At 37.8% G+C, this 24,597-nt stretch carries 24 protein-coding genes, 3 tRNA genes and 2 rRNA genes; 8 read left to right on the forward strand and 21 right to left on the reverse strand.

Going from position 1 to position 24,597, the window contains the following annotated elements; translation table 11 throughout:
- Positions 1 to 101: 101 nt before the first annotated feature.
- A 5S ribosomal RNA gene (rrf, locus tag KO505_RS10700) occupies positions 102 to 216 on the forward strand.
- A gap of 90 nt (positions 217 to 306) precedes the next feature.
- Positions 307 to 421, forward strand: a 5S ribosomal RNA gene (gene rrf, locus KO505_RS10705).
- A gap of 136 nt (positions 422 to 557) precedes the next feature.
- Here rrf (KO505_RS10705) and sbcB read toward each other — a convergent pair.
- Both sbcB and KO505_RS10715 read right to left on the reverse strand, forming a co-directional pair.
- Positions 558 to 1,991, reverse strand: coding sequence for an exodeoxyribonuclease I (sbcB, locus tag KO505_RS10710; protein WP_216055466.1), 1,434 nt, complete (start codon positions 1,989 to 1,991; stop codon positions 558 to 560).
- Positions 1,992 to 2,107: 116 nt separating this feature from the next.
- Complete coding sequence (locus tag KO505_RS10715; RefSeq protein WP_216055467.1) at positions 2,108 to 2,368, reverse strand: hypothetical protein; 261 nt, start codon at positions 2,366 to 2,368, stop codon at positions 2,108 to 2,110.
- Positions 2,369 to 2,737: 369 nt separating this feature from the next.
- On the opposite strand from KO505_RS10715, the gene KO505_RS10720 reads away from it, so the two are divergent.
- The 3 genes from KO505_RS10720 to KO505_RS10730 all read left to right on the forward strand — a co-directional run bounded on the left by KO505_RS10720 (position 2,738) and on the right by KO505_RS10730 (position 7,818).
- Positions 2,738 to 3,169 (forward strand): CBS domain-containing protein, encoded by a 432-nt coding sequence (locus KO505_RS10720; RefSeq protein WP_216055468.1) that lies wholly within the window; start codon positions 2,738 to 2,740, stop codon positions 3,167 to 3,169.
- Between the two features lie 107 nt (positions 3,170 to 3,276).
- Complete coding sequence (hrpA, locus tag KO505_RS10725) at positions 3,277 to 7,341, forward strand: ATP-dependent RNA helicase HrpA (RefSeq protein WP_371819988.1); 4,065 nt, start codon at positions 3,277 to 3,279, stop codon at positions 7,339 to 7,341.
- Between the two features lie 33 nt (positions 7,342 to 7,374).
- Complete coding sequence (locus KO505_RS10730; RefSeq protein ID WP_216055469.1) at positions 7,375 to 7,818, forward strand: GNAT family N-acetyltransferase; 444 nt, start codon at positions 7,375 to 7,377, stop codon at positions 7,816 to 7,818.
- A gap of 141 nt (positions 7,819 to 7,959) precedes the next feature.
- On the opposite strand, the gene KO505_RS10735 is transcribed toward KO505_RS10730, so the two are convergent.
- Both KO505_RS10735 and KO505_RS10740 read right to left on the reverse strand, forming a co-directional pair.
- Positions 7,960 to 8,247, reverse strand: coding sequence for a type II toxin-antitoxin system RelE/ParE family toxin (locus KO505_RS10735; RefSeq protein ID WP_216055470.1), 288 nt, complete (start codon positions 8,245 to 8,247; stop codon positions 7,960 to 7,962).
- Between the two features lie 18 nt (positions 8,248 to 8,265).
- Positions 8,266 to 8,514, reverse strand: coding sequence for a type II toxin-antitoxin system Phd/YefM family antitoxin (locus tag KO505_RS10740; RefSeq protein ID WP_216055471.1), 249 nt, complete (start codon positions 8,512 to 8,514; stop codon positions 8,266 to 8,268).
- Between the two features lie 405 nt (positions 8,515 to 8,919).
- Between KO505_RS10740 and KO505_RS10745 the strand changes: the two genes are divergently transcribed.
- Positions 8,920 to 9,135 (forward strand): DUF2892 domain-containing protein, encoded by a 216-nt coding sequence (locus KO505_RS10745; protein WP_216055472.1) that lies wholly within the window; start codon positions 8,920 to 8,922, stop codon positions 9,133 to 9,135.
- A 65-nt stretch (positions 9,136 to 9,200) separates the two neighbouring features.
- Here KO505_RS10745 and KO505_RS10750 read toward each other — a convergent pair whose 3' ends face one another.
- The 8 genes from KO505_RS10750 to hisG all read right to left on the reverse strand — a co-directional run bounded on the left by KO505_RS10750 (position 9,201) and on the right by hisG (position 17,305).
- On the reverse strand, positions 9,201 to 10,373 hold the full coding sequence (locus tag KO505_RS10750) for a tetratricopeptide repeat protein (RefSeq protein WP_216055473.1): 1,173 nt from the start codon (positions 10,371 to 10,373) through the stop codon (positions 9,201 to 9,203).
- Between the two features lie 151 nt (positions 10,374 to 10,524).
- Entirely contained in the window at positions 10,525 to 11,406 is an 882-nt protein-coding gene (locus KO505_RS10755) for a hypothetical protein (protein ID WP_252731769.1), read from the reverse strand.
- Positions 11,407 to 11,471: 65 nt separating this feature from the next.
- Positions 11,472 to 12,245: a 1-(5-phosphoribosyl)-5-[(5-phosphoribosylamino)methylideneamino]imidazole-4-carboxamide isomerase gene (hisA, locus tag KO505_RS10760; RefSeq protein ID WP_216055474.1), complete on the reverse strand. Its 774-nt coding sequence runs from the start codon at positions 12,243 to 12,245 to the stop codon at positions 11,472 to 11,474.
- A gap of 3 nt (positions 12,246 to 12,248) precedes the next feature.
- Positions 12,249 to 12,899, reverse strand: a complete 651-nt coding sequence (gene hisH / locus KO505_RS10765; RefSeq protein WP_216055475.1) for an imidazole glycerol phosphate synthase subunit HisH — start codon at positions 12,897 to 12,899, stop codon at positions 12,249 to 12,251.
- Entirely contained in the window at positions 12,900 to 13,973 is a 1,074-nt protein-coding gene (gene hisB, locus KO505_RS10770; protein WP_216055476.1) for a bifunctional histidinol-phosphatase/imidazoleglycerol-phosphate dehydratase HisB, read from the reverse strand.
- Positions 13,970 to 15,067: a histidinol-phosphate transaminase gene (gene hisC, locus KO505_RS10775; RefSeq protein WP_216055477.1), complete on the reverse strand. Its 1,098-nt coding sequence runs from the start codon at positions 15,065 to 15,067 to the stop codon at positions 13,970 to 13,972. The genes hisB and hisC overlap by 4 nt, the downstream gene beginning before the upstream one ends.
- Positions 15,060 to 16,400: a histidinol dehydrogenase gene (gene hisD, locus KO505_RS10780; RefSeq protein WP_216055478.1), complete on the reverse strand. Its 1,341-nt coding sequence runs from the start codon at positions 16,398 to 16,400 to the stop codon at positions 15,060 to 15,062. Before hisD ends, hisC begins: the two co-directional genes overlap by 8 nt.
- A 5-nt stretch (positions 16,401 to 16,405) precedes the next feature.
- Positions 16,406 to 17,305, reverse strand: a complete 900-nt coding sequence (hisG, locus tag KO505_RS10785) for an ATP phosphoribosyltransferase (protein WP_216055479.1) — start codon at positions 17,303 to 17,305, stop codon at positions 16,406 to 16,408.
- A gap of 377 nt (positions 17,306 to 17,682) precedes the next feature.
- Between hisG and KO505_RS10790 the strand changes: the two genes are divergently transcribed.
- A complete protein-coding gene (locus KO505_RS10790) occupies positions 17,683 to 17,940 on the forward strand; it encodes a hypothetical protein (RefSeq protein WP_216055480.1) in 258 nt (85 codons plus the stop codon).
- Positions 17,941 to 17,949: 9 nt separating this feature from the next.
- On the opposite strand, the gene KO505_RS10795 is transcribed toward KO505_RS10790, so the two are convergent.
- The 3 genes from KO505_RS10795 to KO505_RS10805 all read right to left on the reverse strand — a co-directional run bounded on the left by KO505_RS10795 (position 17,950) and on the right by KO505_RS10805 (position 19,830).
- Positions 17,950 to 18,285: a DUF962 domain-containing protein gene (locus tag KO505_RS10795; RefSeq protein WP_216055481.1), complete on the reverse strand. Its 336-nt coding sequence runs from the start codon at positions 18,283 to 18,285 to the stop codon at positions 17,950 to 17,952.
- Between the two features lies 1 nt (position 18,286).
- A complete protein-coding gene (locus KO505_RS10800; protein ID WP_216055482.1) occupies positions 18,287 to 18,922 on the reverse strand; it encodes a GNAT family N-acetyltransferase in 636 nt (211 codons plus the stop codon).
- A gap of 299 nt (positions 18,923 to 19,221) precedes the next feature.
- Complete coding sequence (locus KO505_RS10805; protein ID WP_216055483.1) at positions 19,222 to 19,830, reverse strand: phospholipid-binding protein MlaC; 609 nt, start codon at positions 19,828 to 19,830, stop codon at positions 19,222 to 19,224.
- Between the two features lie 234 nt (positions 19,831 to 20,064).
- Here KO505_RS10805 and KO505_RS10810 point away from each other — a divergent pair, with 234 nt between their 5' ends.
- Entirely contained in the window at positions 20,065 to 20,850 is a 786-nt protein-coding gene (locus KO505_RS10810) for a TatD family hydrolase (RefSeq protein WP_216055484.1), read from the forward strand.
- 106 nt (positions 20,851 to 20,956) lie between these two features.
- Here the strand turns inward: KO505_RS10810 and KO505_RS10815 are convergent, their stop codons facing one another.
- The 6 genes from KO505_RS10815 to KO505_RS10840 all read right to left on the reverse strand — a co-directional run bounded on the left by KO505_RS10815 (position 20,957) and on the right by KO505_RS10840 (position 24,578).
- The gene (locus KO505_RS10815) at positions 20,957 to 21,733 is read right to left on the reverse strand and encodes an SDR family NAD(P)-dependent oxidoreductase (protein ID WP_216055485.1); all 777 of its coding nucleotides are present in this window, start codon (positions 21,731 to 21,733) and stop codon (positions 20,957 to 20,959) included.
- A gap of 30 nt (positions 21,734 to 21,763) precedes the next feature.
- Entirely contained in the window at positions 21,764 to 22,921 is a 1,158-nt protein-coding gene (locus KO505_RS10820; protein WP_216055486.1) for an acyl-CoA dehydrogenase family protein, read from the reverse strand.
- Positions 22,922 to 23,635: 714 nt separating this feature from the next.
- Positions 23,636 to 23,711, reverse strand: a tRNA-Val gene (locus KO505_RS10825).
- Positions 23,712 to 23,762: 51 nt separating this feature from the next.
- A tRNA-Val gene (locus KO505_RS10830) sits at positions 23,763 to 23,838 on the reverse strand.
- Positions 23,839 to 23,885: 47 nt separating this feature from the next.
- A tRNA-Val gene (locus tag KO505_RS10835) sits at positions 23,886 to 23,961 on the reverse strand.
- Positions 23,962 to 24,113: 152 nt separating this feature from the next.
- A complete protein-coding gene (locus tag KO505_RS10840; protein ID WP_216055487.1) occupies positions 24,114 to 24,578 on the reverse strand; it encodes an EVE domain-containing protein in 465 nt (154 codons plus the stop codon).
- Positions 24,579 to 24,597 lie beyond the last annotated feature (19 nt).

Consider the following 24,597-nt stretch of genomic DNA (forward strand, 5'->3'; position numbering starts at 1 on the left):
GCTTAAGTGTTCTTGAAACATGATACAAATTCTTTATTTTTTACTTAACTGATACGTCAGTTAAGAAGCTTTCCATTGTTAAATACGCAATAACGCTTTTGTCTGGTGGCAATAGCGCTGTGGGACCACCTGAATCCATTTCGAACTCAGAAGTGAAACGCAGTTGCGGCGATGGTAGTGTGGCAGTCGCCATGCGAGAGTAGCTCACCGCCAGACTCCTATTATAACGCTCTGAGTTTTTGCTCGGAGCGTTTTTAGTTTTAAGTCTCTTATTTTCTCAAATTACTTAAAACTTACCAGTTTATGCTTGATGGCAATAGCGCTGTGGTACCACCTGAATCCATTCCGAACTCAGAAGTGAAACACAGTTGCGACGATGGTAGTGTGGCAGTCGCCATGCGAGAGTAGTTCACTGTCAAGTACCCATTCTAAACGCCCTAAGCTAATGCTTAGGGCGTTTTTTTATGTCTGGAGTTTAATAAAAACCTCTAGTAAAACTCAGGTACAAAAAAGGCCAAATTAATGGCCTGTTTGATAAGTGCTAACGTTTAATTAATCTAAAGCGTCTGTATGTAGTGGTATAGCGACTTCAAGATAGCAGTTGCTGCTGGGTTATCTTGATTGGCTTCTGCATTATTCTCTAAGCTAAGCTGGAACTCACTAAAGGTTAAGTTTGGTTTATCGACACCATGCATTAGCTTATCCGTTCTATATTGCTGCCACCAGTTTAATTCTTCCGGTAACAAGCTCGATGTAAAGTAACGTGCTTTATATAATTTCCATAATTGGATCATACGTTGGTCTTTAAACTGTGGTTCCAGTTTGCCATGTTCTGAAACCGGAAATGAATGGATATAATTCATTTGTTGTTTATCTACATCGGAAATAAAACCATCATACAGGCGGTATTCTGGATTCGTTTCTTTCTCAAATTCACGTTCAAATTCAAATACACTGGCTAATTTTGCTTTTAGCTCTGGATTTTTTTGGATAATGGCTAAGTTATCTAAGCATACTTGTCTGTCTATGCCTAAACGCTCAGCGTTTTCTGGTAATAATGTTTTAGCTGGTGCTAATACCGGACATTTATTCAAGTGAACTTGTTTTAATCCGATTCTTTCTTCGCCGTTTAAGTCTTCCGTTTTGGTATATAACTTATCAGCGATCTCTTGTGCAGTTAATGATATTAACGGTGTTGGATCTTTTGTTAAGTCGTAAACCACCACTGCGTTTTTATTTTTATGATGAAACGCGATTGGGGCAACCCAAGATGTACAACCTTGCCAAGGCGAGAACATACCTGTGGTATGAACCAGTGGGGTACTACGGTAAACATCGATTAACTCACCAAGTTTTTGTTTATTCCTGTGTTCAAACAAAAAATTATACAATTTTGGCTGTTTGGTTTTAATTAACTTAGCCAGTTCAATAGTGGCGATAACATCGGATAAGGCATCGTGAGCTGACCCATGATCTATGCCATTTGCTTTGGTTAACAACTCCAATCTAAAACTAGGTTTACCTTCATCATCAGTAGGCCAATTAATTCCTTCTGGTCTTAATGCATAACAGGCTCGAACCATGTCTAGGATATCCCAACGTGAATTACCGTTTTGCCAACTGTAGGCATATGGGTCATAAAAGTTACGATAAAGAGTGTAACGTATCATTTCATCGTCAAAGCGAACATTGTTATACCCAACACAGGTTGTATTAGCTTTACTGATCTCTTGATGAATTCGTTTAATAAACTCAGGCTCTATTAAGCCTTCTTGCAGTGTTTTTTGCGGTGTAATACCGGTGACTAATGCAGCTTCAGGATGAGGTATATAATCGTTAGGGATCTGACAATATTCTACTAAAGGTTCACCAATTATATTTAGGTCTAAGTCGGTTCTTATCCCAGCAAATTGTGATGGTTTGTCTTTTTTAGGGCTTGTCCCCCAAGATTCGAAATCGTACCAATATAAAGTAGATGAAGGATCAGTCATGATGTTTAGGTCTGCTAAATATACAAAGTACATGACTTTAAAGGGTTACAGTCGGTTATGTCAAAGTGATTCTGGAGATAGTTTAACAAAAGCCCAAATTTACAGCATTAAAGGCATTAGTTAGCGGATTTACATTTATTACAGCTCGTTTCAAAAGGGTTTTTGCTTAATGATTCCGCTTCTATAGGCAACTTACATGTCTGACAATACCCAAAACTACCGTGTTCTATTTCATCAATTATTTTTTTAACTTCATGCAATTCAATCTTGGTTTGATGAGCAACCGTGAAAAGTACATCGTCTACTGGGGATTCTGCACAAAAATCCTGCTGTATATTGGTTAGACGTGCACTGAGTTCGTCGCGTTTATACTTCATTAATTGATATATCTCTTGGTGCATCATAGTTCAGTAATTGGGTTATTAGTGATATTGATAGCATAAACCTTCGTTATTTTTATTACTTGATCTAAGACAACTTAGTTGTAATTCAAATGTTTCAGATTAAGCGAATTCATTTTGAAGTGAAGATTTAATTAATTGAAAAAAGTTTAATAAAAACAAGGCAAAGTTAGGATTTTACTTCTAGTCTTACAGTAAGGGATATTCATCACTTCAACATTATTCATATCATTGAATTAGAAGACTATTAAGGTATTCATCTTGTTGATATACCAGAATAGAAATAACGTTGTTTTGAGTAACCTTTAAAAATCCAAATAAAAAGAATAACTGCAGGGGAATTGGATGGAATCACTAAAAATCGAAGACTATATGAATCACCGACCGGTCTTTTTTAAAGGCTCAGAAAGCGTAGTAGAAGCCGTTGAACGCTTACTGCAGTCCCAAACCACAGGTGGGCCAGTAATTGACATTAATCGTAATATTATAGGGTTTATTTCCGAACAAGATTGCATCAAAGCTATGTTGTCCTCTTCTTACCATAGCGGTGAATCTTCAAAAAATGTCGCGGACGTTATGAAAACGGACGTATTAACCAAAAAGCCATATGAGAGTATTTTAGAGTTAGCGGATGAAATGTCTGGCACTAAACCGAAAACGTATCCTGTGGTTGATGATGATAACCGACTCATAGGTTGTATCAATCGTACTAACGTTCTAAAAGCTTTAGATATGCACTTACATTCAATATATGAACAAGGTACTCGGTTTGTGTAAACACGTTTATATTATTGAAGCCTCAATCTACTCTAGTTTGGGGCTTTTTTGTATGTGCGTAAAAGTGGTAGAATACAAGTAATTACACTCCAATCTTGTTACCTACTGTGTCTGAATTAAAAGTGCCTGAAATTAAAACATCAAATATTAAACAAGTGTTAAAACAAGATCTTCATTTGTTATCGAGTCGTTTACGTCGAATTCAAAAAATTCAAGATCTTGATAAACAAGCTAAAGCATTAGATAAATTACAAATTGAAATAGACAAGTCTATTGCTCTTAGACAACAGAGAATAGACGGTTTACCTAAGATAGAATACCCGGAACAATTACCGGTTAGTCAAAAGCATTTAGAGATCAAAAAAGCCATTAGTGAAAATCAAGTGGTGATCATTGCGGGTGAAACCGGTTCAGGTAAAACAACTCAAATACCAAAAATGTGTATGGAGTTGGGCAGAGGCATTGAAGGTAAGATTGGCCATACACAACCTAGACGTTTAGCTGCCCGAAGTGTGGCAACACGTATATGTGATGAGCTCGGTTGTGAAATGGGCACGGCTGTTGGTTACAAAGTCAGATTTTCGGATCATGTGGGTGACAATACCTATGTGAAGTTAATGACTGATGGTGTGTTGTTAGCAGAAATGCAACACGACAGATATTTAAATCAATACGATACCATCATCATAGATGAAGCCCATGAACGCAGTTTAAACATCGATTTTATTTTGGGTTATTTACGTGAGCTGTTACCCAAACGTCCAGATTTAAAAGTTATTATTACGTCTGCAACCATAGACCCACAAAGCTTTAGTAAACATTTTAATGGTGCGCCAATTATTGAAGTAACGGGCAGAACCTTTCCGGTTGAAGTGCGCTATAGACCTTTAGATGAAATGTCATCAGAATATTTAAACGACGATTCGCGTAATAATTCAGATAATGACAGCGATCAAATGAATGCGATTTTTGCCGCGGTTGATGAATTGGGCCGCGAAAGTAGCGGTGATATTCTGTTATTTATGAATGGTGAACGTGAGATCAGAGATACCGCGGATGCACTATCCAAACGTAAAATTGGTAACACTGAAATACTGCCGTTGTATGCTCGACTATCTGCAGCGGAGCAGAACCGCATATTTGCGCCACACCATAACAGACGAATCATATTGGCAACCAACGTGGCAGAAACCTCGTTAACCGTGCCAGGTATTAAATACGTCATAGATACTGGTACTGCACGTATCTCTCGATACAGTTATAAATCTAAAGTACAACGTTTACCGATTGAAGCAATATCACAAGCCAGTGCCAATCAAAGAAAAGGACGTTGTGGTCGTACTGAGGCGGGTATATGCATCCGTTTATACAGTGAAGACGACTTCTTATCCCGTCCTGAGTTTACAGCGCCAGAAATATTAAGAACTAATTTAGCTTCTGTTATTTTACAGATGATGTCGCTTAATTTAGGTGACTTAGAAAACTTTCCGTTTATACAAAAGCCAGATAGTCGCTTTATAAATGACGGTATTCGATTGTTAGAAGAACTACAGGCAATTTCGCCTAACAAAGATAAAAATGATCGTAGCCGATATAAATTAACACCATCGGGTAAGAGCTTGAGTCGGATACCTGTCGACCCAAGGTTAGCTAAGATGATCTTCACGGCAGGTAAAACTAATTGTTTACATGAGATTATCGTCATCGTTGCAGCGTTAAGTATTCAAGATCCAAGAGAGAGACCATCCGATTTTAAACAAAAATCCGATGAACTACACAAACGATTCAAAGACAAAGATTCGGACTTTGTGGCTTACCTTAATCTTTGGGATTATTTAATCGCTAAGAAAAAACAAGTATCTGGTAGCCAGTTTAGGAAACAATGTAAACAAGAATTCCTTAACTATATGCGAATTCGTGAGTGGCAAGACTTGGTTTATCAAATTGAACAAAGTGTGTCTGAGTTAGGGTTTAATGTAAAAGCGGCTAAAGCGCACAGTCTAGAAGCGCAAGCCATTGCACTGAATAATGCCATCGATGAAGATAATCATGACGACGAATTAAATGACATACCTACCATAAAGCGAAATTACCAAGGCATACATCAAGCCTTGTTATCAGGCTTATTAAGTCATATTGGTCAAAAAGAAATAAAAGACGGCGATAAAAAAAGTAAAGAGAAACGTCCCGGTTTACCAGGATATGAAGGGGCAAGAAACAGTTTGTTCCATATATTTCCAGGGTCGCATTTATTTAAAACGTCAGCCAAATGGGTAATGGCCGCTGAGTTAGTAGAAACGTCTAAGTTGTTTGCTCGTTATGCAGCTCGCATTCAACCTGAATGGGTTGAGCCACTAGCACAACATGTTATTAACAAAAGTTACTCTGAGCCTCATTGGAGTGCCAAACAAGGCACAGTGCAAGCGTTTGAAAAACAAACTTTATATGGTTTAGTGATTGTCCCTAAACGCCGCGTGGTATTTGGTAATATCGATCCAGTTGCAAGCCGCGAAATATTTATCCGTGATGCGTTAGTTGCTAATGACTTAGGTCAAAAGTTACCGTTTTTAACACATAACAATGATTTAATGGAAGACATTCAACGCCTTGAAAACAAAGTTAGGCGCAGAGACTTATTAGTTGATGAAGAAGAATTAATTGCGTTTTATGACAAAAAGTTACCGGCCAATATCGTCAGCAAAGCCGATTTATTAAAATGGATAAAGAACAACGACCAAGAGCTGCTTAAAGCCAAAAAAGAAGACTTTATGTTGTCGGATGGCACTGAGCTATCACCTATTTCGTATCCTGATTATTGGCGACAAGGCAATTTACGTTTACCGATTGATTATGACTTTGAGCCAGGTGAAGAATTTGCCGACGGTATATCGGTACGTATCCCTTTACCGTTATTAAATCAAATAACAGATGTCGAATTTGATTGGCATATCCCTGCTTATCGTCATGAGTTGATCATGGCGTTAATTAAGTCATTACCAAAAACATTAAGGCGTAACTTTGTCCCAGCGCCAAACTACGCTGACGCCTTATTACAAAGATTAAAAGACAAACATGATGATCATACTCTGCCATTTATTGACGTGATCACAGAAGCGTTATTTAGAATGACAGGCGTTAAACTGAATAAAGAAGATTGGGTCTTAGACAACTTACCCAAACATTTAAAAATTAATTTTAGGGTGGTGGATGATAAAGAGAAGATCATAGGTCAAGGTTTCGACTTAGAACAAGTTAAAGCATCGTTACAGCAGCAAGTTAAAAACACCATCAAAGCCGTAGCAACAGACGATATTGAGCAAACGGACGTAACTGATTGGGACTTTGGTGACTTACCAATAAGCTACATGAAAAAGCAGGGGAGTTATCAAATAAAAGCCTTTCCAGCTTTGGTGAAGTCAGGTAACAAAGTGAATGTAGAGTTGCTTGATCATCAAGAAGTGGCAGAAGCCAGTCACTTGTCCGGCATAGTAGAGCTGATTTTTAAAACTTTGCCATCACCAATAAAACACCTACAACAAAAACTACCAAACAAGTCTAAGTTAGTTTTATACTTTAATCCGTTTGGCCAGATAGACCAATTAATTAGTGATTGTATTAGAGCGGTTATCCATAAAGAAGTTGAACAAACTGTGCCGCGTAGCCAAGACGCATTTAACCAATTACGCGATAAAATACGTGCAGAGTTAAACGACACGGTTTTAGACGCGGCACTGCAAGTTGAAAAAATCCTGTTGGTTGGCCACAAAATATCTAAACAATTAAAAGGTAAGGTAAGTTTGGATATGATCCAAGCTAATGCTTACATTAAAGCACATTTAGACTCGCTGATTTATAAAGGTTTTGTTAGTGAGTGTGGAATTGACCGCTTGTCAGATATTTATCGTTATGTATTAGCGCTAGAAAAACGTCTAGAGAAAATCAAAATAGACGCGAACAAAGACAGAATGAACCAAATTGAGTTAGACAAAGTTTACGACTTATACGACAAGTTAACCGACAAACTGCCAAAAGAGCTACCCGTTCCTTCTGAGATCACCGACATATATTGGATGATAGAAGAACTACGAGTGTCTCTGTTTGCCCAAGGCATAGGCACTAAATATCCAATATCTATTAAACGCATTAAGCAGGCGATTAATGAGTTGGGATAAAGTGGGATGGCTCGTTATTTTTAAGGTGTGTCTATGAGTATTCGTGAATATTTAGAGAGTGATTATCAAAGTATTTTAACTATTTATGAAAGCTCTAAACTTGATGAGTTAAAATTTGAGTCTGCTGAGTTTGAGCTATTACCTTTTGAAAAAGATGTTGTACGTTCCACTCAAATATTAGAGTCAGACATCTACATTTATGGTGGTGAAGATGTTATTGGGTTCTGTGCTTATAAAGGTACAGAAATTAGAGCGTTATTTGTTCACCCTAAAGCCAGAGGGAAGGGGGTTGGCATTAAACTACTAGAGTTTATGCTTTCTAATATTGTTGGCTCTGCAACTCTCTATGTTGCATCATCAAATTACCCAGCCATTAAGTTGTACCAAAAATATGGATTTGAAAATACGTCGCAGTTCCAGACAACATATAATGGAACACCTGTTCTTGCGAATAAAATGCAACGCTCTACAAGTTAAGGCTCACAAGAGATTATTTCCGTACATAAATAAATTAGAGTGGCTTTTTTGTTTATTTGTTTTTTACTCGACACTCGACACTCATAACTACAGCCGTTTCACTGCTATTCAATTGACCCGTTGATTTTATGTATGGCTACTCTAGTTTGTGCGTTTTATTGCGGTTTTATAAACTTTACCTCTGTCGCGCTTTCCGACTGAAATAACAGTGACGGTAATGATACTGTCATTTACTTCATAAACTAAGCGGTAGCCCGCTTGCCTCAATTTTATTTTATATAGGTCATTGGCGCCAGATAACTTGGCACTTTGGATATGAGGGTTTTCTATAACTTCAGCTAGTTTCTTTTTAAATTGTATTTGTACAGTAGAGCCAAGCTTTTTCCATTCCTTTAGAGCTGTCTTTTTAAATTCTAACTGATAACTCATGATTTATAACTTGCCGATTTATAAGTCATTTAACTCAACCTTAATGCTTTCTTCATTTTTTCTAGATTCAGCAATACTCAATAGCTCAAGATCTTCCATGTGATCCATCATAAATTCATAAGTCTCTGCTGGTATGCAATAAAAGGCTGGTTCATTTCTATTTAAAACAGCAATGGCATCGCCGTCTGCACTCATCGCTACTTTCATAGGATTCGCTTTCAATTCACTTATGCTAACCGCCGCTTCCGTTAATATTCTAGTCGTCATACTTTACTCAGTACTTTAAAGTGGTCTTTAATTAGGTCTGATTGTAGTCCTCGAAACATCACAAGGCAATTAAATGGACAAAAATAGTTCGCTTTTTGGTGCTGGAAGAGTGGGGGCTATTATTTCTGGGGCAGATCAGACTCGCAACTCGCAACTCGTCTCTCGTGACTCGAAGCTTTGCTGATACATCGTATTTATATTAACCGTCCATTAAATCTTTAAATCTTTAGCAATCATCAATTAAAAATCCCTAATTCAATATAACTAGAAACTATATTAATTTAGAAAAATCTAATATAAGTTATTTATAAATTAGGAATATCTAATGTATAGTGGCTGTATTAGAGAATTCTAATGTATGCAAGAGCATATAGTTTATTAATTTTGAATGTTGGAGTGATCGTTATGTCTTTAGAAAAAGCGTTAAATGCATTTGCTGGATTTATGGTGTTATTGTCGGTTGTGTTAACCGTAAACGTACATGAAAACTTTATGTGGTTTACTGTGTTTATTGGTGCCAATTTATTTCAGCAAAGTTTCACTGGCTTTTGTCCAGCGTCAATTATTATGAAAAAAGTGTTAGGGTTTAAAACCGAGCGTGAGCTTGCTTTAGAAAAATAATCGTAATAAGGCTACAGCGTATTTGAACGGCCAATACGCTGTAGTTTGTATCAAATTAAATAATACTAATGGCTTTCAAATGCGGCTAGTTTTGCTTGATATAAATTAACCTCGTTCACTTTAATCGGGGCGTTGAGCGCGGCATTTAGCTTTTGTTTAACCAGTTGCGGATTATTTCCCTGTTTAAATATTGCTTTTGCTTGTGCCAAGAACACTTCATCTAGATAAGGTGCTAGTGCTTCTGCTTTTTCAAAATAACTGAGTGCCTCGTTATATTTTCCTTTTTTATAAAGCTCATCACCCAGTTCTAACCATTGATACGGATTATCGTCTGTAATATTTTTAATATCATTGCTTATTAATGTCGCTTTCTCTTTATCACCTTTAGCGAGTAAAAAGCTTTTATAATTGCTCATTAAATTTAATGAGGTGATCCCTTTTTGATAACTTTTATCTAATAAATTAATCGCATTATCAAGGCCTTGAAGTCGTCTAAGTACAAGGGCATGTGTATTGATGTTTTCGGCCGAACTCGGAAATAAGAACATGGCGTTAGATGAATATTCATTTGCTAATTCAAAGTCTTTATTTGCATAAGCATCAGCCGCAAGATTGGCATAATACTTAGAGGCAAATTCATCATGAGCAATTTTTCTGCCGGGTAAGTCTACTTGGTTTTTGTAGTAGTCAATTATTATATGAGTGCGTCCAAAGTAAATAGTATCTTCGTCTATGGGTTCATCTTTTGCGTAAACCTTGGTTCTAATATGTTGCGAAACAACCACATTTTCCCCTTGTTTATAATAAACCGGTGCCGTATTGATAACTTGATAACTAATATCTAAACCTGCAAGTTTTGCCAGTGACGTAGTAACGAGCGCTAGTGACATACAATTGCCTGTTTTTTCAGTTAACGCTTGGTTCGATGATAAAGTTGTATTTTGGTAACTGAAGTTATCAACAAAGCGACTTAGGTATGTATAAAGTCTTTGGTGAGGGGCAATGCCCTCGTTATAAGTTGAATTATAAAAGGTTAAAAAGTGCTGTTCTTGTTCCGGACTTAGTTTTACCGCTTGTTCAAAGCTGAGTTTGTTAAATGGGGTTATATTCCAATCCGCTGTTTGTAGAGAAATTGGCTTTTCTATTTTAACGGGGGTTGTTTCAGTATTTGCACAAGAGCAAAGGCAAGCAGCAAATAATAAGAACATCGACGTTCTTAATAAAGTAGGTACGTTCATACAGGTCCCATGTTATGAGTTCAAATTAAAATTAGGCACCAAAGCCTAAAATATTTTTTCGTTTAGCATAAACAGGTATTCAGTTAGTTGCATTGATTTTATTAGTTTTTTTTCATTACGGGGAATAACTAAAGGCAGAGGTTAAAGTGGGTTACTTGTTTAAAATGTTGACTTCCTTTGTGTCGACAAAAAAGCCAGCTTGTATGTATGCTTTTTTTATTCTGCCTTGTTGGCGTAGTATTGCCATGCCTTTTTCAAGCGCTTTTATCGAGCTTTCACCTAAAGGGTGGTGTTTACTCACAACAAAATGCCTTGAACCATTCAGCATGATGGCAATGTTAGGCACAGGAACAAGATGCACTTTATATATTTTATAGTCCTGTTTGGTATCTTGATGGAATGGCATTAACATAAAATCAACCCAGCCTTGGCTAACTAATCTAGCCATACTAATCCACTGGTCTTCTTGAATTAATTCGGCGAGATTAAGACTGGTCATGGTCTCCCAATCGGTACGCCATTTTGGGGTAGAGACGCCGGTTAATTTATGAAAGTCAGTTAATCTCTGTGTCGCTAAGGTTTTAACATTATTGGGGCTGGTATAAACACCGGCAACGTATTCGCCTTGTCTAATAACCGGACTAGAAATATATACATCTTGCTCAATAGCTTTAGCATCGGTTAGCCAATAACTGTCTAAACTAATAAGCAACTCACCGCTTTGTAACATTTTGGTATTTCGAAAGTTGACGTTACCTGAAGAGATATCGAAATTGTGTTTAAAGCCTCCTAAGTGCAAGCTTTGCAGTGCAATAATGATATCGGCCACATCACGTCTTGCGTTTTTGCCACTGTAGTCTTCAATATTTATGACATTTCTATCGTTTAAAAACTCTATATAGTCATTAAAAACGTCATTACGAATATAGATTGGAACCTGTGCAGCGTACACCTTACTAAACAAGGTAAAGAGTATGACTGCACAGATGTAATTTAACAATCTGCTTGGACGCATTTGGTTGTTTGGGGTCATATGGAAAAGTACACCGAATACCGAACTAGTTTAAGATTAGTCATAATTCAGTGCTTTCGCCAAAGCTAAACGCTTTTGGCTACTTCCCATGTGTTAAGTGCTTCAGATACGGTAAATTTACCTTCTAACAATGAGCGACCTAATATGACACCACTAGGTGTTGCGTTATCTGTTCCTGAGCCGATTAACGATGGTTTAAGCTGTGTTATGTCATTCAAGCAACTTATGCCTCCAGAGGCTTGCCAGCTGATGGTAGGGAACTGTGCCGCGAGTTCTTTATAAAGCTGTTGATTTGGACCTTGTAACGTACCGTCTTTGTCTATGTCGGTACACAATACATGTCTTAAACCTACTGTTAAAAAGTCGTTTACTAAAGGCTCAAGTTCAACGCCCGAATCTTTTTGCCAACCGTGCGTGGCTATGCACTTTTTACCGTCTTGATTGATGTTAATATCCAGCGCTAACACTATGGCTTCTGAACCGTATGTTTCAATCCAACTTTTAACCAGTTCAGGTTCTTGTACCGAAAGTGAACCAATAACCACACGGCTGACACCAGAGGCTAATAACTGTTTAACATCGTCTTCTGTTCTTACACCGCCACCGGCTTGGAACTTCATACGTTTGCTGTCGGCCATTGCTTTGATTAACGTAAGTTGACGTTTGCTTGTGTCTTTTGCACCGGTTAAATCAACGATGTGTAACCACTGTGCGCCTTCGTCTGCGTATTGGTTTACCAGTGTTACAGGATCGACACTGTATTCCGTTTTTTGGGCATAATCACCTTGGTAAAGGCGAACGACTGAGCCGTCAATTAAGTCTATTGCAGGTATGATCATGAATTACATCCCTATGAAATTTTGTAATAAGGTAGAGCCTGCTTCACCACTACGTTCAGGATGAAACTGTACACCGTAAAAGTTTTTGTTATGTATAGCAGCAGAGAAGGGCTGACCGTACTCACAACTTGCTAATGTATAGTCAGACATAGGTGCACAAAAGCTATGGACAAAGTAAAAATAACTACCATCTTCAATCCCCGCAAATAATGGGTTGTCTTGTTCTACTTTAATTTGATTCCAACCCATGTGTGGCAAGACTAATTCACCAGCATCCATACGAGTTATTTCCGTTGGAATAAGGTTTAAACAATCCACATTTTTTATTTCATTACTAGTAATATGACTACCAGGAACTTCATGTGAGAATTTAGTCATTAACTGCATACCCAAACAAATACCCAAAACTGGATTGGTGATTTGCTGGATAGTATCAACTAATAACTTTTGATTAATGTTGTTCATGGCCGAAGAGGCAGAGCCAACGCCGGGCAAAAATACTTTATCAGCACTGAGTATTACACTTGGATCATCAGAGACAATGACCTTAACACCAAGACGTTCAACGGCAAATTTAACCGAAGATATATTGGCACAGCCCGTGTCTATGATGACGATTTTCTGGTTTTTAATCTCAGTCGTACTCAAGGGCATTTATAACGCTCCTTTGGTTGAAGGTAATACATCACCTTCTACTTTAATGGCTTGACGTAAAACTCGTCCAAATACTTTAAACAAACTCTCTACTTGGTGATGTGCATTACCTTTAGACGTGCTTAAGTGCAGAGTAATAGCCATAGTTTGAGTTAACGAATAGAAAAAGTGTTCAACCATTTGAGTCGACATTTCACCTACACGTTCTTGGGTGAATTCCGCATTAAATACTAAGAATGGACGACCTGAAATATCTAATGTTGATTCTGCTTTGCATTCATCCATAGGAAGCGCAAAACCAAAACGGCCGATACCACGTTTGTCACCAAGGGCTTGTTTTAACGCTTCACCTAAGGCAAGAGCGGTATCTTCAACTGAGTGATGATCGTCAATGTGTAAGTCGCCGTTGGTGGTTAAGTTTAGGTAGAAACCGCCGTGTGTGGCGATTTGATCTAACATGTGATCAAAAAAGCCCATGCCAGTGTTAATAACCGGTTTTTGTGTAGAATCTAAATCTACAAATACATTAATGTCAGTTTCAGAGGTGGTACGTACCACTTTGGCGGTACGGCCTTTTTTGCCAAAGCTTTGTTCTATCTTCAACCAGTTGTTGTCAATTGGGTCGTATTTAATACCAACAATACCCATATTTTCAGCAAGTTGAATGTCTGTTTCACGGTCGCCAATAACAAATGAGTCGGTAAAATCAATTAAGCCTTTTTGCAGGTACTCTTTTACTAAACCTAAGTTTGGTTTACGGCAACTGCAGTTTTCGTGATCAAAGTGAGGACAAATCAGTACGTCATCAAAAGTGACACCTTGGGTTTCAAACACTTCCATCATTTTGTTATGTGGGGCATCAAAGTCCGCTTGTGGGAATGCATCTGTACCAAGACCATCTTGGTTAGAGACCATTACTAATTTATAACCTTTGGCTTGTAAGCGAGTAAGAACTGGGATCACCATAGGTTCAAAAACGAGTTTTTCTAAGGTATCCAATTGCTTATCAATTTTAGGCTCTTCTACTAAGGTGCCGTCACGATCGATAAATAAGATTTTTTGTTTTGTTGTCATAATGTTTGTTCAACCTTTGAAAATATTGAAATGACCTGTTCCATTTGTTGTGGGTTACCAATAGATACTCGTACGGTATTGCCCAACATTAATTGTTTGGATTGATCTCTTAATAATACGTTTTGTTGCTGGAATGTCTGCATAACTGAACTTGCCGTTAAAGGCTGTTTTAGTTTTAACAATACAAAGTTAGTTTGTGATGGATATACATGTTCAACAAAAGACCAAGTGGCCGCAAGTTTGATGAAGTCATCACGTAATTGGTTTAATTCAACAACTTTGTTTTGCATCCAGTTAATACCGTCTGCTGACAATGTTTGTGTGGCTATTTGCGCGACAGGCGCAGGAATAGGGTAAGGCGCAATCACCTTTTTTAATGCTTGAATGATATTGTCATTGGTTAAGGTAAACCCACAACGTAATCCAGCTAAACCAAAGGCTTTAGACAAAGTACGTAATACCACAACGTTATTGAATTGGTTAATCAGTGACACGCTGGTGGCGTCTGCACAAAACTCAATATAGGCTTCATCTAGTACCACAATACAGTCATCAGATACGGACTCGATAATATTAATGATATCCGCTTTATTGACCAAATCACCCGTTGGGTTATTAGGACTACAAATAAAGATTAAATTCGCTTTTTGTTTATTAGCTAAGATACCTTTAACATCTAGTTGCATACCGTCTAACAGTGGGATATCTATAACGCCGCATCCGTGTGTTTTAGCACTGATGGCGTACATACCGTAAGTTGGCGGACATATAATAATGTTGTCGTTTGAGCTACAAAAGGTACGAATTAATAACTCAATACCTTCATCAGCGCCACGTGTGGCTAAGACTTGTTGAGCAGACACACCTGCATAACTCGCATAACCATTTATTAATGGCTCTGGCTGAAAGTCCGGGTAACGATTATACATTGATGGATCAATAGAAACGTTAGGCACATATGGATTTTCATTGGCATTTAACCAAGTGGTTTCCACTTCACTGCTACTGGCCATTGAAAATAGACGGCGAGCAGATTCATAAGGGACTAACGCTTTCAGTTCCGTTCTGATCAATTTATTTACTAAATCAGTCATTGTTGTTCTCTTTAAGTGAAGCTTGTTCTGTTTCTAATTGATCTAACCTGACCTTCACCGCAAGTTTGTGAGCATCTAAACCTTCGGCACTGGCTAAGGTCATAATGGCTGGGCCAATATTTAACATGCCTTGTTTTGATACTTCTTGCACCGTGAACTTACGACTGAAGTCAGCAAGATTAAGTGAACTTAGTACTTTTGAATACCCATACGTTGGTAATACGTGATTAGTACCACTGGCATAATCACCCGCGCTTTCAGGTGTATATGCACCAAGAAATATAGATGCTGCATTATCTAATTCAGGTAATAACGCTCTAGGTTGCTCTGTCTGCACAATTAAATGTTCAGGCGCATATAAATTACTGACCAAAACAGACTCAGCTAAATTGTCAGTTAAGATCAATTGGCTGTGGGCTAAGGCTTTTCTGGCAATGTCAGCACGTGGCAACAATGTTAACTGTTGCTCTAATTGCACTTGTACTTGTTCAATAACATCTTGGTTATCACATACCAAAATCACTTGTGAGTCAGGACCATGTTCAGCCTGAGACAATAAATCAGCAGCAATAAAACTAGGATTAGCAAACTCATCTGCAATAACTAAGACTTCAGATGGACCCGCTGGCATGTCAATAACCGCACCATAAGGGTCTTGATTGACTTGCTGTTTTGCTTCGGTAACAAAACTGTTGCCAGGTCCAAATATCTTATCGACTGCACTTATAGATTCTGTGCCGTAGGCAAGAGCTGCAATCGCTTGCGCACCACCCACTCGATAAATCTCAGTGATGCCACACAATTTAGCGGCGTATAATATCTCTGCCGTAATACCACCAAAGTTATTTTCAGACGTGTCTGGTGGCGTACATAATACAACTCGTTTACAACCAGCAATTTGAGCGGGGACACCTAACATCAATACAGTAGAAGGCAGTGGCGCACTGCCGCCAGGTATATATAAACCTACTGATGTTATAGGTTTAGTGATTAACTGACATAACACACCGCTGCTCGTTTCTACTTCGATGTCTTTGCTAACTTGTGCTTGGTGAAACTTCAAAATGTTGCTGTAAGCTAATTCAATTGCTTGTTTTGTATCGTCAGTAAGTAAACTAATTGATGTTTCAAATTGCGTTTGTGATAACGCAACTTGGTCAAGTTTAATACCATCAAACTTTTCAGTTAGAGATAACAAAGCTTCATCGCCATTGGTTTTTACTTGCTCAATAAGCGTTGATACTGCCTGCGACAAGTCTTGTTTATTACTCATCGCTGGTCTTGCTAACACTTGTTGTTTTTCTAACTCATTGAGTTGTTGCCAAACAATCATGAGGTTTACCCCATCATTTTTTCAATTGGCATAACAAGTATTGAAGTACAACCAAGTTGTTTTAATTGTTCCATCGTTACCCAGAATAAGTTTTCTTTACTTACAACGTGGATAGCCACTTGGTCGTCATTACCAGATAATGGAAGAACCGTTGGGTTTTCAGCACCCGGTAATAAGTCTTTCACTTGCTCTAGTTTTGCTTTTGGCGCGTGCAACATGATGTATTTAGACTCTTTCGCTTGCATAACACCATTTATTCTAGGAAGTAGGGTATCAACAAGTTCTTGTTTGTTTTCTTCTAATGCCCCATTTTTTTGAATTAATACGGCTTTTGATTGGAAGATTTCAATTGCTTCATATAAGCCGTTAGCTTCTAAAGTGGCACCAGTAGAAACTAAGTCACATATTGCATCCGCTATACCTGCTCTTGGTGCAACTTCAACAGAACCGGTTAACATAACCGGAGAGGCATTTACGTTATTTTCTTGTAAGTAACGTTTTAGAAGCTGTGGGTAGGTAGTTGCAATACGTTTGCCTTCAAATGATTCTAAACCTTTATAATTAAACTCATTTGGTACTGCGATTGATAAACGACACCCACCATACTCTAAACGTTTTAATAATTGATATTCTGCAGGTTCATTAGCCGCTTGTCGCTCTAACATTTTTTCTTCTAACTCGTTTTCACCAATGAAACCTAAGTCAGCAATGCCGTCCATTACAAGACCTGGAATGTCATCGTCACGTACTAATAATAAATCAATAGGAAGGTTAGTTGAGTGTGCGATTAATAAACGGTCACGAATAGAAAGTTTTACGCCAATCGCTTTTAATAATTTAAGTGACTCATCACTTAATCTACCTTTCTTTTGTACTGCAATTCTTAGTCTTGTTGAGTCTGTCATTTGATTGTCCAATTTTTTATATGTTTAAAACGAAAAAAAACCCCGAAGATTGGCCTCCAGGGTTTTATTTTATTTTTGCGTGGAGGCTTCTAATTTCAAATAGCCACCAGCGAAATAAGCTGAAAACTATCTCGATGGAAAATGATGATGATGCCAGTTCATGTTAGTTTTCATAATGTTTATATCTTTTGCTTATTTAGAGTTATTATTCAAATTATGTCGAGAACGAAATTATTGCAACCATTTTTTTAGAACTAAACTGAAATATATTAAACCAAATAGTATATTGGTCGATAAATGTACAATAATGCGAGTAAAAGTATATTATCTATAAGATAACAGTTTGATTTGTTTTACACAAAAGTTTGAGAAGAGAGATGGTTGATATTTTATACAATGTAATGGCAAGGCCAATACCTAACGAACCCGACAAAAAAGATGCCTATCATGTCGATAAGGCACCTAAAGATGCAGGGTTAAAACGTGTAGAAGATGACGATCCAAGCTCAGCCAAACAAGAAAGCAAAAATCAAAAGGGCAACGAGCAACAACAAAAGGAAGAGAAAGAAGAGCCAAAAGGAAAAGGTAAATTTAAAGACAAAGATGGCGTAGAGCATCTAGACATCTTTGTCTGATAAAAATTATTACAGAGAGACCCCTGCATCTTTTAATTTATTTGAGATCTGTCCTGTTAAAAAGTCTTTTAACATTACCCAATCCCCAATGAAGCTATAAAACGGGTAAGTGAAAGTTGCAGGTCTATTTTTCTCGATAAAAAAGTGTCCTACCCAAGCAAAGCCATAACCTATAACTGGTAATAGCCATAATAACTTATATTCACTCGTGGTTAGTGCAGTATACAGCACAACAAGTACAAGAAAACTACCGATGTAATGTAGCGCTCTGCATACAGGATTACTATGTTCTCTTAAGTACATTGGATAAAATTCGTTAAACGAATTAATTTTAGTATCAGTCATATTATTTATCTCTAAACATTAATGTACCGGTAACTTCACCCACCTTGATGGTATCTAATTTTTTGTAATTATCGTCATTAAATAAAGCCTGGTTCTTTTCTTTAGTGACAAACACAGCAACACCTTCGGTGATAGGATTTTCATCCACAATTGTATCTACCGCTTTAATTAAATAATGGCCTAAACCATGTTGCTGGTGGTCTGGGTGGATCGCGATAAAGGTTAATAAATGATAATGCTCATGTGGAATAGCAGCCGCGACACGCTTTTCTTTTTCAATCATACTCTGGGTGCTTAAGTAACCCGCATTTAACATCATTTTTAAACGCCAGTGCCAAAATCGTTCAGGTTCCAATCCGGTTTGCGGTTCGATTAGACAAGCTACGCCTAATAAATGTTTGCCTGAGAATAAGCCAATCATAGGTTGTTGAGTATTCCAGAATGTGGCCAGTTCTTCTCGAATTGCTCCACGTAATCGTTGATCATAATCGGGTTTACTATGTTGAAAGATATCTAAAAATACAGGGTCGTCATGATATGAGACAAATAATAGTGATGCAGCTAAATTAATATCTTCCGCGCTAAGCAGTACCGCTTTAATTCCATCAATTTCTGTCATGTTTTGAGTTACATCCATTAATAACCACCTTTTTTTTTATTGTTATTATTTTAGTAAGTTAACAAGTGCTGAGTAAATATCCAACAAATTATTTATATCTTATGCGTTTTTTGATCACCACAATAAATCGCAATGTTATTTGGGTGACTATTTTATGTGAGGTTTGGTGGTAAATAACGTCTTTAAACTTAAAAGGGGTTACTAATATAAGAGGTATAGAAGGTTGGTAATAGTATTTATAAAAAAAGCCGGCTATAACAGCCGGCAAACCAATCGTCTTTGAATCAAGTATTCAAATAGGAGGGACGAGAAGAGGGTTAGTTAACTAACATATTCGTTACGTAATCAATGCCGTTAACTCGTAAAGGTTTAGATAACTCAGAGCGTTTAGCATCTATCAAGCTAATACCTTCAACGATTAAATCATAAGCTTTCCATTCACCTGTTTTACTGTTTTTGCGTAACTTGAAGATCATATTAATAGGTTGAGCGTCGTTAGAAACTAATTCAGTTTTAATGTCGATCATACTTTTATCACCCACATCTCTATCTGCTTCGTATCTAACCGTTTGGTTATTGTATTGAGATAATGCAGATGAATAGGTTTTGATAAGGTTCACAGTCATCGCTTCAACAAAACCTTCACGTTGTTCTTTGCTGGTCTTTTTTAACTGTGGGCCCAGAATTTTATATGATGCAAAAGTAACATCGATGTAAGGCATCAAGGTTGATTCGATAATGGCTTGCATTGTTTTTTCATTGATTTGGGCTTTGGCTTTAGCTTCGCCAACGGATTGAAAAACTTGTTCGCCAACACTCTTAATCATTAAATAAGGAGAGCTTGAATCTATCGATACAGCATGACTTGAAGTGGACAATAAAGTCGTAGCCGTTAAGCTAAATATGAATGTTAGAGTTTTTAACATGGAGCCTCCTTCGTTAATTTAATTCTGAATTTAAGTGCGTTTTGAAAGTGTGTGGAGTATAAAACCGACCGAGCGGTCTGTAAAGTGTATTATCGATTAAATCGTTAAAGAAAATAACCCATTGTGAATATGATTTATCGCTGTAACGTGTATTTTTAAAGGAAGGGCTAGGTTTATAGTTTTATTTGATGGATAATTGCATCAACAGATATTTTCCAATTGGTTATGAATACGATGCAATTAATAGACTCTCATTGTCATTTAGACAGAATAGACCTTGAAAAAGAAAAGATAAATTTTGAACAATTAATCAAAAATGCCGAGCAAGCAGACGTACAACACTTATTATGTGTTGCGATTTCAATGGATCAATTTCCTTCTATGTTTGAAAAAGCACAGGGGTATAATAACGTATCGTTTTCTTGTGGGGTTCACCCATTACATGTTGGTGAAGATAAAGAATACACACTCGGGCAATTAAAAACATTAGCAGACCAACCTAGAGTGGTGGCTATTGGTGAAACTGGTTTGGATTATTATTATTCAAAAGACAGTATTAAAGAGCAACAAGCTTCTTTTGAACACCACATAGATGTAGCGAATCAGTTAGATAAGCCGCTCATTGTTCATACTCGAGATGCCCGTAAAGACACAATAGATATTTTAAAAAGTAATCATGCAGATAAGTGCCAAGGCGTTTTACATTGTTTTACTGAAAACTGGGAAATGGCAAAAGCCGCATTAGATATTAATTTTTATATATCTATTTCTGGCATTGTGACTTTTAAAAATGCAGTAGAACTACAAGATGTAGTGAAAAAAATCCCACTGGATAGATTATTAATTGAAACTGACTCGCCTTATTTAGCGCCAGCGCCGCACCGTGGTAAACAAAATCAACCTGCCTATGTGAAACATGTAGCTGAGTTTATTGCTGGGTTAAAAGGTGTCTCTGTAGAGGAAGTGGCTGAAGTGACGACCAATAACTTTAAACAGTTATTTAAAACCGCTCAGGTTTAACTTTAATTGTTTGTATGAAATAGCCTACATAAATAAACAAGTAGGCTATTCCATATAAAACCTCAATACTTTACAGGCTTATAGCTCAAACCTTAAAGCCTTCAAACTATCTCGGTTGCATACGAATAGCGCCATCGAGTCTAATCGCTTCACCATTTATATAAGCATTACTTGCAATATGTACCACAAGATCACCAAACTCTTTTGGTAAGCCCATACGTTTAGGGAATTGTATGTTTGAAACTAAACTTTCTTGAACGTTATCAGGCATGCCTAACAACATTGGCGTTCCCATTATTCCAGGTGCAATCGCATTGACTCGAATCCCGGTTTTAGCGAGATCACGCGCCATAGGTAAACTTAAAGATATAATGCCACCTTTACTGGCAGCATAGGCCGCTTGACCCATTTGACCTTCATAACCAGCAACAGATGCTGTATTGATAATAACACCACGTTCGAGTGCTTCACCCATTACTTCATTTTTAGCCATGTAAAATGCAGCAAGACGAGCAACATTAAAGGTGCCAATCAAATTAATGTTAATGGTTTGTGCAAATTTTGATAATGGCATAGGGTCGCCATCACGGTTTAATACTTTAGCTGCGGGGGCAATACCTGCACAATTCACACAAATGTGAATAGCTTGATAATGTGCTATTACCTTTTCAAAAGCTTGTTCAGTCGATGTTTCGTCGGTGACATCCACAATTTGATACATAGCATTGTTTTCACCTAATTCGGCAACCGCTTGTTTTGCCGCGTCTTCATTTAAGTCAAATATCGCAACTTTAATGCCTTGTGCTACTAATTGATCACAGGTTGCTCTTCCAAGACCTGATGCTCCACCGGTAACAACCGCAACTTTATTTTGTAAATCCATAATATATCCTATGAGTATTCAATATTTTAATTAGGCAATTTCTTTTAATAATTCTCTAGCGATAACAATACGTTGTATCTCGCTGGTACCTTCATAAATTGAAGTGATTCTGACATCACGAGTTAACCGTTCTAGTGGATATTCTTTAATATACCCGTAACCACCCAACATTTGTAATGCATCGTAACAGGCGATATTGGCTTTTTCTGATGCAAATAACTTAGCCATGGAAGCTTGTTTAGAAAATGCTTGGCCTTGTTCTTTCAGGCAAGCAGCATTCATTAACAATAATCTTGCCGCTTCTAAGTCGGTATAGCGGTCTGCTAATATCCATTGTAACCCCTGGAATTTAGATAATTCTTGGTCGAATTGTTTACGCTGTGAAATATAATCACGGGCATAATCCATCGCAGCCAAACCAATGCCTACGGCTAAAGAGCCAATTCCAATTCGACCGCCAGCTAATTCGGCAACTGCAACTCTAAAGCCATCGTTTTCTTTACCCATTAACGCGGATGCTGGAATACGACAATCTTCAAAACGTACTTCATTGGTGGCTGATGCCTTTTGTCCCATTTTATGCTCAGCAGGCCCCACGATTAATCCCGGTGTACCATTCTCCACTAAGAAACAAGAAATGCCTTTGCCTTTTTTCGCCGTTGCATCAGTCACTGCCCAGACAACAAATACACCTGCATATTCAGCACTGGTGATAAACATTTTGGAACCATTTAAGATGTATTCGTCACCGTCTTTGATTGCACTTGTTTTCATGCCAGCAGGGTCGCTTCCCGCTTCAACTTCGGTCAAACAAAAGCCAGCGGCTGGGTATTCACCTGAGCAAATTTTGGGGATGTATTTTTGTTTTTGTTCTTCATTACCAACAGCCTGTATTACTTCTGCAACCATGTTTGTTACTGATGTAGTAACCGCAGTCGAAGCACAACCTTTGGCAATTTCAGTGATGGCTAAACTAAATGCAACACTACCAGCTTCAGTGCCACCATACTCGCCATTTATACTGAGTCCCATAAAGCCTAATTCAGCCAGCTGTTTAAGGTTGTTTAATAAGATATCTTGTCCATCACCTTGATCTAATTTGGCTGCGTTAGGCAGTAATTCATTCTGTGCAAATTGACGAGCCGTGTCTTGGATCATCTGCTGTTCTTCAGTAAGAGCCGTATTCATATATTTTCCTAACGATATTAGAAAGACAAAAAAGAGGCGTAATGTGCATTAAATCACTGGTAAATAAAAGGATAGGGGATTAAATAACGAGTTGCATTATGTATGGATATTTTTACTAATTGTAAATCGTTGTTAGTGCAAAGTACTATTGAATCGGTTGGTTTAGACCACTAATCACAACGCATGAATGTAAAGAATATCATTTACTAATTAGAGTGTAATTGAAATTAGTGGTTGGTTTAAAATAGATGGGCGCTGCTCTTGTATTAGCGGCTCGAACTATTTCGAATAATGTTTTTTAGAATTTAGAATTTAGAATTTAGAATTTAGAAAGTATTTACTAGTTTGAAAGTGGTGGGTGCTGCTCTTGGATTAGCGGGCTCGAACCATTTCGAGTAGTGTAGTTTGAAAGTGGTGGGCGCTGCTCTTGGATTAGCGGGCTCGAACCATTTCGAGTAGTGTAGTTTGAAAGTGGTGGGCGCTGCTCTTGTGTTAGCGGTTCGAACTGTTTCGAATAATGTTTTTTAATATTTAGAAAGTATTTACTAGTTTGAAAGTGGTGGGCGCTGCTCTTGGATTAGCGGGCTCGAACCATTTCGAATAATGTTTTTTAGTATTTAGAAAGTATTCAGAAAGTATTTACTAGTTTGAAAGTGGTGGGCGCTGCTCTTGGATTAGCGGGCTCGAACCATTTAGAGTAGTGTAGTTTGAAAGTGGTGGGCGGTACTGGGCTCGAACCAGTGACCCTCGCCTTGTAAGGGCGATGCTCTCCCAGCTGAGCTAACCGCCCACTTTCAAGGAGATATAATTAATTGATATTAACTAATTATTGTATTTAGATTGGTGGGCGGTACTGGGCTCGAACCAGTGACCCTCGCCTTGTAAGGGCGATGCTCTCCCAGCTGAGCTAACCGCCCAACCTAAATACTGATGAAGCTGATACAAATTATTCGGGAAAATAATTTGGTGGGCGGTACTGGGCTCGAACCAGTGACCCTCGCCTTGTAAGGGCGATGCTCTCCCAGCTGAGCTAACCGCCCAACTTCATCGATACATAACAACTAACTGCGCTGCTTCTGTGGGGGCGTATTATAGGGAGACCTTAATTAGAGTCAACTATAATTTTAAACTTTTTTACCGTTCGGTTAAATCTTAGACAAAGCGTTTGATATTTATAAAATATGTTTGAAATTTAGACGAGCTTTGCCATTTTCATAATGATATTCCACTCCGACTCAGTGACAGGTTGAATAGAAAGTCGGCCTCTTTTGACTAAAACCATCTCCTCTAATGTTTTTGTGGCTTTAATTAATGCTAAAGGAACAAACTTAATACATTCTTGCTGATATTGAATATCCAAACTGACCCAACGTGGCGATTCAGGTTTTGATTTAGGATCGTAATATTTTGATTCAGGATTAAATTGTAATGGGTCAGGGTAAGGGCTAGATACCACTTTAGCTGTTCCTGCCACTCCAATGTTTTTACAACTAGAGTGATAAAATAATACCTGATCGCCCACTTTTATTTCATCTCTTATTAAGTTTCGAGCCTGATAGTTTCGGATGCCATCCCAACGTACAGTGCTGTTTTTATCATTTTTTAAATCAAGCAAGCTATAATCGTCAGGCTCAGATTTGAATAACCAGTAGTTCATATTCACCTCATTTATAGAA

Source organism: Psychrosphaera sp. F3M07, assembly GCF_018860345.1.
Classification (GTDB): domain Bacteria; phylum Pseudomonadota; class Gammaproteobacteria; order Enterobacterales; family Alteromonadaceae; genus Psychrosphaera; species Psychrosphaera aquimarina.